General features: G+C 56.7%; 12 protein-coding genes. 7 read left to right on the forward strand and 5 right to left on the reverse strand.

Features of this window, described 5'->3' with window-relative positions:
* Positions 1–179 precede the first annotated feature (179 nt).
* Positions 180–2252: a malate synthase G gene (locus ACILP4_RS00315; RefSeq protein WP_395618765.1), complete on the forward strand. Its 2073-nt coding sequence runs from the start codon at positions 180–182 to the stop codon at positions 2250–2252.
* Between the two features lie 6 nt (positions 2253–2258).
* On the opposite strand, the gene trxB is transcribed toward ACILP4_RS00315, so the two are convergent.
* A complete protein-coding gene (trxB, locus tag ACILP4_RS00320) occupies positions 2259–3212 on the reverse strand; it encodes a thioredoxin-disulfide reductase (protein WP_395618766.1) in 954 nt (317 codons plus the stop codon).
* Positions 3213–3366: 154 nt separating this feature from the next.
* On the opposite strand from trxB, the gene ACILP4_RS00325 reads away from it, so the two are divergent.
* Positions 3367–3684, forward strand: a complete 318-nt coding sequence (locus ACILP4_RS00325) for a 2Fe-2S iron-sulfur cluster-binding protein (RefSeq protein WP_395618767.1) — start codon at positions 3367–3369, stop codon at positions 3682–3684.
* Between the two features lie 44 nt (positions 3685–3728).
* Here the strand turns inward: ACILP4_RS00325 and ACILP4_RS00330 are convergent, their stop codons facing one another.
* Positions 3729–4535 (reverse strand): NUDIX hydrolase, encoded by an 807-nt coding sequence (locus tag ACILP4_RS00330; RefSeq protein WP_395618768.1) that lies wholly within the window; start codon positions 4533–4535, stop codon positions 3729–3731.
* Positions 4536–4748: 213 nt separating this feature from the next.
* On the opposite strand from ACILP4_RS00330, the gene uvrA reads away from it, so the two are divergent.
* The 5 genes from uvrA (at position 4749) to ACILP4_RS00355 (ending at position 12826) form a co-directional block, all read left to right on the forward strand.
* Positions 4749–7724, forward strand: a complete 2976-nt coding sequence (uvrA, locus tag ACILP4_RS00335) for an excinuclease ABC subunit UvrA (protein WP_395618769.1) — start codon at positions 4749–4751, stop codon at positions 7722–7724.
* A gap of 1246 nt (positions 7725–8970) precedes the next feature.
* Positions 8971–10497 (forward strand): alkaline phosphatase, encoded by a 1527-nt coding sequence (locus ACILP4_RS00340; protein WP_395618770.1) that lies wholly within the window; start codon positions 8971–8973, stop codon positions 10495–10497.
* 69 nt (positions 10498–10566) lie between these two features.
* Positions 10567–10884, forward strand: a complete 318-nt coding sequence (locus ACILP4_RS00345; protein WP_395618771.1) for a hypothetical protein — start codon at positions 10567–10569, stop codon at positions 10882–10884.
* 157 nt (positions 10885–11041) lie between these two features.
* Positions 11042–11926, forward strand: a complete 885-nt coding sequence (prmC, locus tag ACILP4_RS00350) for a peptide chain release factor N(5)-glutamine methyltransferase (protein ID WP_395618772.1) — start codon at positions 11042–11044, stop codon at positions 11924–11926.
* Between the two features lie 180 nt (positions 11927–12106).
* Positions 12107–12826, forward strand: a complete 720-nt coding sequence (locus ACILP4_RS00355) for a DUF4167 domain-containing protein (RefSeq protein ID WP_395618773.1) — start codon at positions 12107–12109, stop codon at positions 12824–12826.
* 31 nt (positions 12827–12857) lie between these two features.
* Here the strand turns inward: ACILP4_RS00355 and ACILP4_RS00360 are convergent, their stop codons facing one another.
* The 3 genes from ACILP4_RS00360 to ACILP4_RS00370 form a co-directional block, all read right to left on the reverse strand.
* A complete protein-coding gene (locus ACILP4_RS00360) occupies positions 12858–13253 on the reverse strand; it encodes an acyl-CoA thioesterase (protein WP_395618774.1) in 396 nt (131 codons plus the stop codon).
* Entirely contained in the window at positions 13250–13543 is a 294-nt protein-coding gene (locus ACILP4_RS00365; protein ID WP_395618775.1) for a hypothetical protein, read from the reverse strand. The genes ACILP4_RS00360 and ACILP4_RS00365 overlap by 4 nt, the downstream gene beginning before the upstream one ends.
* 238 nt (positions 13544–13781) lie before the next feature.
* On the reverse strand, positions 13782–14486 hold the full coding sequence (locus ACILP4_RS00370; protein ID WP_395618776.1) for a hypothetical protein: 705 nt from the start codon (positions 14484–14486) through the stop codon (positions 13782–13784).
* Positions 14487–14502 lie beyond the last annotated feature (16 nt).

Below are 14502 nucleotides of genomic sequence, written 5' to 3' on the forward strand. Positions count from 1 at the left end.
CAACGCTCGTCAGGCTATGCTTGATCGGGCTCAGATGTAATTTGCCTCGGCCCAATGCATGGCGTGCCATTGAATTAACCGCTCGTCCCGTTTTTTCCTTTTGTCGTTGGGCAACAACCGTTAATGGGTTGCGCAAATATAAAAATCTCCCCAGGCACCATATTTACTGGAGCCAGATAATGACCAAATATGTAGCGCGTGCCGGAATTCAGGTTGCCGAACAGCTTGCCGAATTTGTCGAGAATTATGCCCTTGTCGGCACGGGCATCGCTACAGATACTCTCTGGCAGGGCCTATCTGATATTCTAGGGCGCTTTGTACCCCACAACCGGAAGCTACTGGCCAAACGCGACGATATTCAGGCCAAGCTGGACGCATGGCATCGCGCCAATCCCGGCCCAATTACCGACATGGCAGGCTATCAAGCCTTCTTGCGCGAAATTGGTTACCTGGTTCCCGAGCCTGAGGCGTTCAGCATTGGTACGCAAAATGTTGATGCGGAAATTGCGACTATGGCTGGACCGCAGCTTGTGGTGCCAAGCCTCAATGACCGCTTCGTCCTCAATGCCGCAAATGCGCGCTGGGGCAGCCTTTATGATGCGTTATATGGTACTGACGTTCTGTCGGCACCCGCAGCCCGGCCCGGTGGCTATGACACCGACCGCGGCGATGCAGTTGTAGCGTATGCGCGCAATTTTCTCAACGAAGCCATTCCCGGTTGGCAGGCAGCTCTAGCGGGCGGCGACAATCCCTATTTCGTGACAAAGGCCCAATCGGGCGACACTACGCGTTATTTATTCAAACATCACGGCCTGCACATCGAAGTCTTGGTCAATCCGCAGCATCCTGTAGGCGCCACGGACGAGCTGCACATCGCCGATGTCATCCTTGAATCGGCACTGACAACCATCATCGACTTGGAAGACTCTGTCGCTGCAGTTGATGCCGATGATAAGGTCGCAGCTTATACCAACTGGCTTGGCCTGATGCGCGGCGATCTGGTTGCAAGTTTCGACAAGGGTGGCAAGACTGTCACCCGCGCACTTGAGGCAGATCGTGTGTATGACGGCCTCACGCTCCCCGGACGCAGTCTCATGTTCGTACGGAATGTCGGGCATTTGATGACCAATCCAGCGATATTACTCGCGGACGGTAGTGAAACGCCCGAGGGCATATTAGACGCATTGTTTACGTCACTTTGCGCGCTGCATGATCTTAAGGGACTTGGCACACATCGCAATAGTCGCACAGGCAGCATCTACATCGTCAAACCCAAAATGCATGGTCCAGAAGAAGCCGCGTTCACCAACGATTTGTTCGACGCTGTAGAAGATGTGCTTGGCCTCGCACGCCACACGATCAAGGTTGGCGTCATGGACGAAGAACGCCGCACCAGCGCAAATCTTGCCGCATCTATTCATGCGGTCCGTAACCGAATTGTATTCATCAACACTGGCTTTCTGGATCGCACAGGTGACGAAATGCACACGGCGATGCACGCTGGCCCAATGATCCGCAAAGCCGAGATGAAAACATCTTCCTGGATTCAAGCTTATGAAGCCCGCAATGTCCAAATCGGCCTTGCCTGTGGCCTCAGCGGCAAGGCGCAGATCGGCAAAGGCATGTGGGCCGCGCCCGATATGATGGCCGATATGATGGTCCAGAAAATTGGTCATCCCAAGGCTGGCGCAAACACGGCTTGGGTACCGTCACCTACAGCCGCGACGTTGCATGCAATGCATTATCACCAATTCGACGTGTTCGCCCGTCAGGCGGAACTTGCCAAGGAACCGACGCCTGGCCTTGAGCCGCTGCTGACCATTCCTGTAGCCCCCGTTGGTCATAACTGGTCGGCCGAGGATGTGACACAAGAACTAGAAAACAACGCGCAAGGTATATTAGGCTATGTCGTGCGCTGGATTGACCAAGGCGTCGGCTGTTCCAAAGTCCCCGACATTCACGACATCGGTCTGATGGAGGATCGCGCCACACTGCGCATTTCGTCCCAGCATATCGCCAACTGGCTGCTTCACGGCATTGCGACAGAAGCGCAGGTGGACGCAGCACTGACCAAGATGGCAGCCAAGGTTGACACCCAAAATGCTGGCGACCCGCTCTACGAAAAGCTAGACGGAGCGAGCCTTGCGCTAAAGGCCGCCCGTGCCCTGATATTCGAAGGCGTAATGCAACCCAATGGCTATACCGAGCCGCTGCTGCACAAGTTCCGGCAGGAGAAGAAAGCGGAAGGCTGACGGGCCTCAAGCAACTGCGTCGATAAACCGCTCTGCATCCAGCGCCGCCATGCATCCCGTGCCGGCGCTTGTGCATGCCTGCCGGTAGATATGGTCCATAACATCACCGCAGGCAAAGACACCGGGAACGCTGGTTTCAGTTGCTTGCCCTTCGAACCCTCCGCGCACTTTTATATAACCGCCTGCCATATCGAGATGGCCTTCGAAAATACCGGTGTTCGGCTTGTGGCCGATGGCGATGAACACGCCATGCAGTTCGATATCTTCGGTGCCGTCACCATCAGTCGCGGCAATGCGCATGCCGGTGACGCCCATCGCGTCGCCTAAGACTTCATCCAGACGGTGGTTCCACTTGATCGTGACCTTGCCCTCTGCCTCACGCGCGAACAGGCGATCTTGCAAGATTTTCTCCGCCTTTAATTTATCGCGGCGGTGGACCAGGGTTACATGGCTCGCGATATTAGCGAGATACAAAGCCTCTTCCACAGCCGTATTGCCGCCGCCAATCACGGCAACTGGCTTGTTGCGGTAAAAGAAGCCGTCACAGGTGGCACAGGCCGATACGCCCTTGCCCATAAACGTAGTTTCGCTCGGTAGCCCGAGATATTGCGCACTTGCGCCTGTCGCGATGATGACGGAATCGGCTGTATAGTCACCCGCCCCACCCGTCAGTACAAAGGGCCGCTTCGAAAAATCGACCTTCTCGATATAGTCATTCTCAATGCGCGTGCCAAAACGTTCGGCATGCTTGCGCATCCGGTCCATCAATTCCGGACCCATAACGCCCGCATCATCGCCTGGCCAATTGTCGACTTCCGTCGTCGTCATCAATTGCCCGCCAACTTCAACGCCGGTGATCATCATCGGCGTCAGGTTCGCGCGCGCAGCGTAAACGGCGGCGGTATATCCCGCAGGGCCGGAACCAATGATGACGACAGGGGCGTGGCGATTTTCGGTCATATATTGTCTTTCTGATTCTATTGTAGGCATGCATAGGCGCTGGCGCGGTGCTGGCCAAGGGTAGCACCGGACTTATCCCCATTAAATTAGGGCTTCACATGTCCGCAGGTGCAACCTATCAGGCCGTCATCATTCAGAATACGAGGAGCAGTTCATGGCCAAAGTCACGGTAATTTCACGTAACGGCGAAGGTCGCGAAGTCGAAGCCGAAAACGGCCTGTCGCTAATGGAAGTGATCCGCGACAATGGTTTTGACGAATTGCTCGCACTATGCGGCGGCTGCTGCTCCTGCGCGACCTGCCATGTGCATATTGACCCCGCCTTTACCGACCTTTTGCCCAAAATGAGTGCGGACGAAGACGATTTGCTAGACAGCACCGATCACCGCAATGAAACCTCACGCCTGTCGTGTCAGATCCCCGTCAGCGATGCGCTCGATGGCTTGATCGTGACCATCGCGCCTGAGGATTGATAGACAGCTGACGTCACTCCCCTCCCGCTTGCGGGGGGGGGTACTCATCCCCGCAGGGCGCTGCCGAGTGGTTCCTCAATGACAGGATAACCATGACCGTCGGGGATGCATAGCCAGCTTCCATCCGCGCGTTTGTCGATATAGGTGAGCACCGTCGACACAGGATGCTCCGCCGCATGCGCAGCGGCAGCATCAAAATCACCGAACATAGCCAGCCGTTCCAGATTGCGCCGTGTGGGGAAGATGATCTTCACCTGGCCTTGATCTGCTTTTTCCAACACCTCAGCCGCCGTTGCCCAAAACAGCATCCGGTTTTCGGTCTTGTCCACCGTCGCAACGGGCGTGGTGTCGCCTGCATCCACCAAATAAAAACGCGTATCAAAAACGCGACTCGCATTTTCAAAGGCCGGTGGCCGCCAGCGTGACCAGGGCACAAGCTGTTCAAAATCCGGCACCCAACCAAAACGGTTGCAGACAGCCTGCAGGCTTTCGCCATCATGCAACGCCGCACGCGCCTCAACGCAGTCGGCGGCATCCGAAATGCCGGACAGACCCAGCGCCAGTCCGGACTCCTCAATCGTCTCACGGATCGCCGCGAGGCGGGCGGCGGCTTCATCCAAAGGCAAAGACGAACACAATAGCTGCGCATAATCGAAATCGGCAGGGTCAACTTTGCCGCCGGGAAAGACCGCAGCGCCGCCGGCAAAGGCCATGGCCTTGATACGCTCGACCATCAGCAATAAGGGGGCGCCATTATTCGGGTTGTTGCGAAAAATGACCATGGTCGCCGCAGGCGTTGCTATGGGAAGCGGTTCGCCGCTGATCGGGTGGTTGCGCAGTTCAGATTCCATCGGATTACTCAAGCATGGTTTCGAACAGGTGAGAAGCGGAAAATCAACCTAGCGCCCCAAGCGCCTAGTCTGTGATTTTACATCGACATGCCGCAAATGCGAAAGGATGCAAAATACGGCAAAAGCCTGCCTTGAAATTCGATAATTTTTGGCCCACGACCCAATCCACGCGCCCCCTTGCGATTTTAGAACAAATCTGGAACAAGCTGAACTATGTCACTCACCCACATCAAGGTGCGCGGTGCGCGCGAGCATAATCTCAAGGGCGTCGATATCGACCTGCCGCGCGACAAGCTCATCGTCATCACGGGCCTGTCCGGTTCCGGCAAGTCCAGCCTCGCTTTCGACACCATTTATGCCGAGGGGCAGCGCCGCTACGTCGAATCGCTCTCCGCTTATGCGCGCCAGTTTCTGGAGATGATGCAAAAGCCGGATGTCGAGCATATTGAGGGTCTGTCCCCCGCCATCTCCATCGAGCAAAAAACCACCAGCCGTAATCCGCGTTCCACGGTGGCCACCGTGACCGAGATTTACGATTATATGCGGCTGTTATGGGCGCGCGTTGGCGTGCCTTATTCGCCCGCAACGGGCCTGCCGATCACCGCGCAAACCGTCAGCCAGATGGTCGACCGCGTCATGGCTTTACCCGAGGGCACCCGCGCTTTCTTGCTCGCGCCCGTGGTCCAAGGCCGCAAGGGCGAATATCGCAAGGAACTCGCCGAATGGCAACGTTCGGGTTACACCCGCGTGCGCATCGACGGCGAACTCTACGCAATTGAAGAAGCCCCCGCGCTCGACAAAAAATATAAGCATGACATTGAGGTTGTCGTTGACCGGATCGTGGTCAAGGACGGCATCCAGCAACGGCTGGCCGAGAGTTTTGAGGCGGCGTTGAAGCTCGCCGATGGCTTGGCCTTTGTCGACTTGGCAGACACCACAGTGGCGGAGCTGCAGACCCAAAATGCCGATGGTGTGCCCACTGCATTTGGTGAGGCCCGCGCCACATTCTCGCCTGCGCCATCGAACGTCACCGGCGGCGCGATGAAGGGCACTGGCCTGCCTGCCAACCGCATCGTCTTCTCCGAAAAATTCGCGTGCCCCGTCAGCGGCTTCACCATTGCCGAAATCGCGCCGCGTCTGTTTTCTTTCAACGCCCCGCAAGGCGCTTGTCCGGATTGTGACGGCCTTGGCGAGCGGCAGGAATTTGACCCGCAACTGGTGGTCCCCAACGAACATCTGTCCTTGAAGAAGGGCGCGATTGTGCCTTGGGCGAAATCGAACCCGCCCAGCCCTTATTATATGCAAGTGCTGTCCAGCCTCGCCAAGGCTTATGGCTTCGATCTCGATACTGCTTGGGAGGATTTGCTTCCCGAACAGAAGCTCATAATCCTGCACGGCACGGGCGGCATGGCGGTCGCGCTTACGTTCAAGGACGGGCGCAAGGAATATACGGTCAACAAGGCGTTTGAGGGCGTCATCGGCAATCTCAACCGCCGCTTGCTGCAAACCGACAGCGCGTGGATGCGCGAAGAATTGTCGAAATATCAAACGTCGCAACCCTGCGAGACCTGCCACGGCGCGCGGTTGAAGCCAGAGGCGCTGAGTGTCAAAATCGCCGGCGTCGACATCGCCACACCCACGCGGATGAGCGTCGGTGACGCGCTGGAGTGGTTCGGCAGCGTCGACCAGACATTGACCAATCAGCAGCAGCAAATTGCCAAGGCGATCCTCAAGGAAATCAACGAACGCTTGGGCTTCCTCAACAATGTCGGGTTGGATTATCTCAACCTTGACCGGACCAGCGGCACGTTGAGCGGCGGGGAGAGCCAGCGCATCCGCTTGGCGAGCCAAATCGGCAGCGGGCTTTCGGGCGTGCTCTATGTGCTCGACGAACCCAGCATCGGCTTGCACCAAAAGGACAATGACCGCCTGCTCGCGACGCTGCGCCGCTTGCGCGACTTGGGCAACACCGTCATCGTGGTCGAGCATGACGAGGACGCCATCCGCACCGCCGACTGGGTGGTGGACTTGGGCCCCGGCGCGGGCGTGCATGGCGGCACCGTCATGGCCGAAGGCACGTTAGCCCAAATCCTGAAGTCGAAAGACAGCCTGACCGCCGCGTACCTTAACGGCACGCGCGAGATTGCGGTGCCCAAGACCCGCCGCAAGGGCAATAAGAAGAAGCTGACCGTCCACAATGCCCGCGCCAACAATCTGAAGAACGTCACCGCGAGCATTCCTTTGGGCACATTTTGCTGCATCACCGGCGTATCAGGCTCCGGCAAGTCGAGCTTCACCATCGACACGCTCTATGCCTCTGCGGCACGCTCCTTAAATGGCGCGCGCGTCATTGCGGGCGCGCATGACAAGGTGACGGGTCTGGAACATTGCGACAAGGTGATCGACATCGACCAATCCCCCATTGGCCGCACGCCAAGGTCAAACCCCGCGACCTATACCGGCGCGTTCACCAACATCCGCGACTGGTTCGCGCAACTGCCCGAAAGCGCCGCGCGCGGGTATAAGCCGGGCCGGTTTTCGTTCAACGTCAAGGGCGGCCGATGTGAAACATGCAGCGGCGATGGCCTGATCAAGATCGAAATGCACTTCCTGCCCGACGTCTATGTGACGTGCGAGGAATGTAACGGCAAACGCTACAACCGCGAAACATTGGAGGTCAAATGGAAGGGCCTCTCCATCGCCGACGTGCTCGACATGACGGTGGAGGACGCGGTGGAGGTGTTCAAGGCCGTCCCCCCGATCCGCGACAAAATGGCGATGCTGGCGGAGGTTGGCCTTGGCTATGTCAAGGTCGGGCAGCAGGCAACGACCCTATCAGGCGGCGAAGCGCAACGCGTCAAACTCGCCAAGGAACTCAGCCGCCGGTCCACCGGCCAGACGCTGTATATCCTAGACGAGCCCACCACCGGCCTGCATTTTGAGGATGTCCGCAAACTCCTCGAAGTCCTCCACCGCCTGGTGGAACAGGGCAACAGCGTGGTAGTCATCGAACATAATCTCGACGTCATTAAGACGGCGGATTGGATCATCGACTTGGGTCCAGAAGGCGGCGTTAAAGGCGGCGAGATCGTTGCGGAGGGCACGCCGGAGGATGTGGTGAAGGTCGCGGCATCTTACACGGGGCATTATTTGAAGCCGATGTTGGCGAAGGCGGGGCAAGGCTGTTAAAACACCCACCGTCATCCCGACACCCCTCTCGTCATCCTGAACTTGTTTCAGGATAACGAACAACCGTCGCATGTTATCCTGAAACAAGTTCAGGATGACGAAGAGTGGGAGAAACAGCCCAAATCCTCCCTATCGAATTGCGATGGGGAGGTGGCTGACAGAGGGGCCTGCAACGGGGAAGCCGCGTCGAGATTCCCAGCCAGCAAGCGGTGCATCCATTTTGTTTCGCACAAAGGCGCAAAGAAGGTCTTGGCTCGACCCGTCAACTTGAAAACACCCAACGTCATCCTGAAATTGTTTCACAATCTTAATTCCGACCATCTGCAGAAAGTAAGATGCTGAACTAAGTTCAGCACGACGAAGAGAGTAAAGCGATACTATTTCGGGGATGACTTATCTGTCACCGTAATTGCATCCCTCTTACACGCAGACCTCTTAGTTTCTGCCGCCGATGACCTTGATATTGGCAAAATAAAATTGAAGGGCCAAGACCAGTATAGCAAACGGCAGCGCAACAAACGCTTCTGTCAAATTCCCATCAACAGTATCGTAAATACTAAAGCATAGCAAAAGAAAGGCAATCTCTAGCCCCCATGAAAACATACCAGAAAAGCCGATTCTAACACCGCACGAAGGGCATTGATAATGAGGTCGAGGTGTGAAGAATAATCGAGGTGTGAAGAATATCAGAGGGCTAAGCTTTGCGGAGCAGTTTGGGCAGTAGCGTGACATGTTAAATTTCACCTAAATTTGTTTTTAATCAGATTCTTAATAATGCTTTTGCCTTTGCGTTGATACTGCAAAAAACACATCTGGCTGGCATAGGTTGGCAGGATTCAGGCTGCAATGATCAGCGATTTGAGCAGCATGGAGGCGCTTCGAAAAAGATTCTTACGCCGAGGAGAAAGCGTCCATTTTCTGCAATTACAATTACGGAATTACGGTGACAGGTGCGTCAGCCCCGAAATAGGCGTTCATCCATCTTCCTCACCCCATAGTTCGTCATCCTGAACTTGTTTCAGGATAACATGCGACGGTGGTTCGTTATCCTGGAGCCGTAGGCTGGCAGAGCCAAAACAAGTTCAGGATGACGGGAGGGGAAGGTTCGCAATGGCCAAAATACGCCCGCCCCACACGCCCCCTCGCCAACGCAAGCTTGGCAGTGTAAACACTGGGCATCACGGCCCTGTCACGCGCTGGTCATCTTGATCTGCGATGGGGAACCAAGCTTTTTGAGGAGTATCGCATGCGTAAACTGACATCCGCCCTTTTGGCGTCCTGCCTGATCACCGCGCCGTTGTTGGCGCATGGCACGCCTGCCCCTGCTCCCACTCCTACTTCCGCACCTGCGAAACCACCAATCACCACCACCGAAGGCTATCTCAAGGCAGGGCAAGCCGAGCTACAGCGGTTGGAGGCGGATAAGCCTAACAATAACAAGGCGCGCAACGTCATCCTTTTCATCGGCGACGGCATGGGCGTGAGCACATTGACCGCTGGCCGGATTTTTGAGGGGCAGCAGCTTGGCCTCGACGGCGAATCTTATGTCGCGCAAATGGACCGTTTGCCGCACACCGCCTTGGTCAAAACTTACTCGCATGACGCGCAAGTGCCCGACAGCGCGCCCACCGCGACCGCGATTGTCTCCGGTGTCAAAACGCTGAATGGCGTGATTGGCGTGGGGCCAGAGGCGGTTGAGAATGACTGCGCCGCTACGGCTCCGTTTAAGGTCCAATCCCTGTTCGGCATGGCGGAGGATCGCGGCCTTGCCACCGGCATCGTCTCCACCGCGACGATTACCCATGCAACGCCCGCCTCCACCTACGCGCACACCGCGCAGCGCGATTGGGAGGTGGATGCCAATATGCCCGCCGCGGCCAAGGCCGCTGGCTGCACCGACATTGCGCGGCAGATGATGGAATGGCCGCATGGTGACGGGCTTGAGGTCATGCTGGGCGGCGGGCGTCAGCACTTCATTCCGGCGACAATGGCGGACCCCGAATATGCCGACAGAAAAGGCAAGCGCGCCGATGGCAAGGACCTGGCCGCTGGCTGGGCCGCCGCCAATCCGAAGGGCGCTTATGTGTGGAACAGCGAGAGCTTTGCCGCAGTTGACCCCAAAAAGGCGACCAAGCTGCTTGGTCTGTTTGAGCCATCGCATATGCAGTTTGAGGCGGACCGGACAGCGGCAGGCAATAAGGAGCCATCGCTCGCCGAGATGACGACCAAGGCGATTGCGATGCTGTCCAAGAACCAAAAGGGCTATGTCCTGATGGTTGAGGCAGGCCGGATTGACCATGCCCATCATGGCGGCAATGCGCGCCGTGCCTTGCAGGACACCGTCGCGCTGAACGCCGCACTCAAGGCCGCGATGGAGAGCGTCGATCTGCGCGAAACGTTGATCGTCGTGACATCGGACCATAGCCATGTGTTCACAATGGCTGGCTATCCCGAGCGCGGGAACCCGATCCTCGGTGTCGTGTCTGCGCCTGTCGGCACGCCGACCTTGGCGATGGATGGCAAAGGCTACACCACCTTAGGCTATGCCAATGGTCCCGGCGCGGTAAATGCGGCCGAGCGCCCTGACCCTGCAAAGGCGGACACGGGCGCGCTCAATTACCGCCAACAATCGTTGATCCCGCTAATGTCCGAAACGCATGGCGGGGACGATGTCGTCGCCCGCGCGGCAGGGCCCAAGGCGCATTTGTTCAAAGGGACGATTGAGCAAAACACGATATTCCAGATCATGCGCGCGGCCCTCGGTTTCAAATAAGGTCGCCTTGTAATCTTGGCAGTGCCTCCCACATCTTTGGGTGCGGGGGTACTGCACAAGAGGAAGCTTATGAAACGGATGATGACGATAGCCCTAATGTCGGTGGCGCTGGCAGGATGCGGTGAAGGCGGCGCGCTGAACGATACCGTGCAGATTAGCGTACGGGAATCGCTCATCGCAACCTGCACGACCGCCGCTGGTGAGCAAATACCCGAAGGTATTGACGTCGATATCAATACGGTCTGCGGCTGTGCAGCGGACAAGGTCATGGATGGCCAAAGCGTGTCCGACCTCGTCACCAACCCGCCCAGCCCGACAGAGGCGATGTCGAAGCTGCAAGCCTGTTTAAAGGAGCTTGGCCCCGTGAAGATTGACGCCGCCGCATAAACAAGCGGGCAAACGAAACCCCGCCCGGGGGAGGGATCCGGACGGGGTTCATTGGGTCCTCATGCACCTGCTAGGGGGATAATGAGGACAACACTTATTCTCCACATGCACATTAACGCGGCAAGGCGCGGAATGGATGCACAAGGCGGAAATATAGTTGGGCTTTATCTACGGCGCGATATACGGGCGGATGATGACTGGTCTTGCCCCTGTCCTGCGCGAAGCAACCGCTGCCCTTGAAGGCATCAGCCCGACACCGCGGTTAGACGCGGAGTTGTTGTTAGCACATGCGCTGGGCATTGATCGGTCCGCGATGCTGCTGCTGCAGCATGACTTAAGCGCACCCGAAAGCTTTACCGACCTGCTCACGCGCCGATTGGCCGACGAACCCGTCGCTTATATCACTGGGGTCCAGGCGTTTTGGGATCTTGAACTATGTGTCACGCCCAACGTGCTGATCCCCCGTGCAGACAGCGAGGCGCTGCTTGAGGCGGCGATGGATTGGTTTAGCGCCAAGGACCAGCCCATGCGCATTGCAGACCTAGGGACAGGGTCAGGGGCGCTTTTGCTCGCGGCCTTGTCGATATTCCCCGACGCAGTGGGTATCGGCATCGACGCCAGCGCAGGCGCACTTACAGTGGCCAGAGATAATGCCCAGCGTTTGCGATGTGCCGACCGCGCGCGATTTGAGATGCGCGATTGGACGCAGGCGGGCTGGAGCGAAGGGCTTGGGCCGTTTGACCTCATCTTATGCAACCCGCCTTATATTGAGGACAGCTTCATTCTCGCCCCGATGGTGTCTGCGCATGAACCGCACAGCGCATTGTTTGCCGGAGCCGATGGCCTGAACGACTACCGAATCCTAATTCCGTCATTGCGCGATTTCCTTGACCCGGGCGGAGTCGCATTTTTTGAAATTGGTTACAATCAGGCTGATTCCGTGTGCGCTCTTGGTGCAGAAGCGGGGTATCTGACTGAATTGCGACATGATCTTGCCGGTAATCCGCGCGTCATTCGCTTTTCGCTTGGAATCGAAGAATAGTAAGACTAGGACAAAAAGGCATCGCAGCAAAAACTCCGATTTGATGATTTTGCAACGCGAAGCCGCCCCCCAGCGCAGATGGACAAAGTATAAGGGTCAATGTTGACCCTTGCGCAACCTAAACCGGGTTCAGGGGCTCCATGCAATTGAAGTGCAAGAAAAGAGGACGGGTCAGCCCTGATGAATACCAACAACAGGCAGCAGCAGAACAACAATCGTCGGCGCGGTCGCAACAATAACAACAACCGGCAGCAAAATAACAATCGTAGCGGTTTTGACTATCAGAACCAGATTGATAACCGTGCGCGCGGCAACGCAGCGCAGATGTTGGAAAAATATAAAAAGCTGGCACAAGATGCGCAGTTCAATGGTGACCGCGTGAACGCGGAATATCACCTTCAATTTGCTGACCATTATTTCCGCGTACTCGCCGATTTCCGTGGCCGGCAAGAAGCGCGGCAGGAACAGCAAGGCGAACGCCGCCCTCGTGACGATGCACGCGATGACAATCGCGATGATTGGCAGAATGACGACCGCACGCCGAATTATGATCGCTCGCCCAACTACGAAGATCAGCCCGCATCAGGTAATGACGATGCGGAAGACGCGTCTGATGAGGAATCGAACGACAGAGAACCGCGCGAGCAGCAACGTGATATGCGCACCCGCCGCCCTGAACGCAGCGAGCGCCCGGCAAATAATCGGAATGCAAATCGCGGCCCCCGCCGGCATCACAGTGAAGACGTGGATGACGCCCCCGCAGGTCTCGATCTTGCGGTCTTGCCGCCATCAATTGCGATATCGTCCGATGAAGATGATGGCGCTGAAAGGCCAGCGCGCCAGCCCCGTGCCCGCCGCGCCAAAGCTGCTGGTGATGAAGAGATTGCTGCCGCCGAATGATTTTAAGGTGCTGGATTAGTTTCCGGCACCTTTAGGTCTCCGGCAAGGGCCGCGGTTTATGGTTGTCGTCTAGAGCGACGAAGGTGAATAACCCTTCGGTGACCTTCACTTCTTGCTGGCCACGCTCGCGTGTGGCGATCACCTCGATCCGGATGCCCATCGACGTACGCCCGCGATGCTCAAGAGTTGCATAGACCGAGATAATGTCGCGCAACAATATCGGCGCAATAAACTCCATCTTTTCAATGGCAACCGTTGCACAGGCGCCCTGTGCAATACGGCCAGCCAGTATGCCGCCCGCATGATCCATCATGCCAAGCACCCAGCCACCAAAGATGTGACCATTGGCATTGATATCCGCTGGCCCCGGAACGACGCGCAATACCGGGTCATTCCGCTTCGGAAGATTTCGAATATTCTCGGTCACCGATCGGCTTCATCTTCAAATGGATCATCAATGGCTTCATCATGGCCCGACCCGCTGGACAAAAAAACCAATCCCATAAGCGCCGCCGTGAGCATGATTGCGCCAACAATCGCACCAGTGGTCGCGATGAAGAAGTGAATGGAAACCACACCATTCTGCCACCAGAATGTCCCCAATGCGATGGCGGTCACAAGCAACGTGACGCCAAACATCCAGCGCATGAGGCGCCAGTATCGCTGCCACGCGAAGTTAGCATATTCCGGATCATCGAGGCGCGAGGGGCGTGTCATAACTTTATATGGTCGCCTTATGCGATAAGTTCCATCAGGGGCAAGGATATAGGCACATAATAGATGACGATTTCTTCGACATTAGCCAAGTTAGCGGCCGATATCATGACCGCGCCTGCCATTACTGTTAGGCCTGAACGGCTATAATGCCCGCGCTATCGCAAAGGTCGAAACCGAAGCCGCCGCCCGTTATATGGTCGCGGTTGGGAAGGCCCCGTCCCGTTGGCGGAAGATGCGGCTACGGGCTGGTGTTTACCGGCGGGGCCATGATGTTATTGGCAGGATCATAAACAGGCTTTGGCGCATATTTCATGTTCCAATCCGCCAAATCCCGTTCATATTTTGCATAAGCATCGTAGAAATTGACAAACACATTGTCGATATCGGCGAGGCTGCCCATGGCATATTCGGGCAAGGCTTCTTTCGGCACCTGATTGGCCTCTTGCAGCTTGCGTAAAGCCATATCGCAATATTGCGCGCGCACAGGCGGTAGTGCGAAATAATTGTACAAATCCGTCATACGCGTGTCGCGAATGCGCAGGCCATTCTGCTTTGGATAGCGCGCCACATATTCGCGATCGACCGATTTACTGGTTTTCGACAGCAGCACCTTATGGATGACAATGAATTTATTATACTCAGTCGCGATCTGTCCCCAAACTGGGCCCTGACAATTGAGCGCGGCGACGTTGAGCGCAGAACGGAAATGCCAGATCTGCTCATCACGGCTTAACCCGCGATTGGGCGTTACGCGAATGCCATCGACACCGATGGGAGGCAAGGTCATCGATAATGCAGCACCGCCTGGTGGTAACGGCATAGCTGGCGTGGCCGGCGGCGGAAGCTGAACGGGGACAGGCGCGACCTTTACGGGTGGTGGCGCACATGCGGCTACAGCCGTGATAAGGATGAGTGCGGCTAGATTTTTGATGCCCGGGCGCATTATGAAGTCTCCTAAA

Origin of the sequence: Sphingorhabdus sp., assembly GCF_044239045.1 — a bacterium.
GTDB lineage: Bacteria > Pseudomonadota > Alphaproteobacteria > Sphingomonadales > Sphingomonadaceae > Sphingorhabdus_B.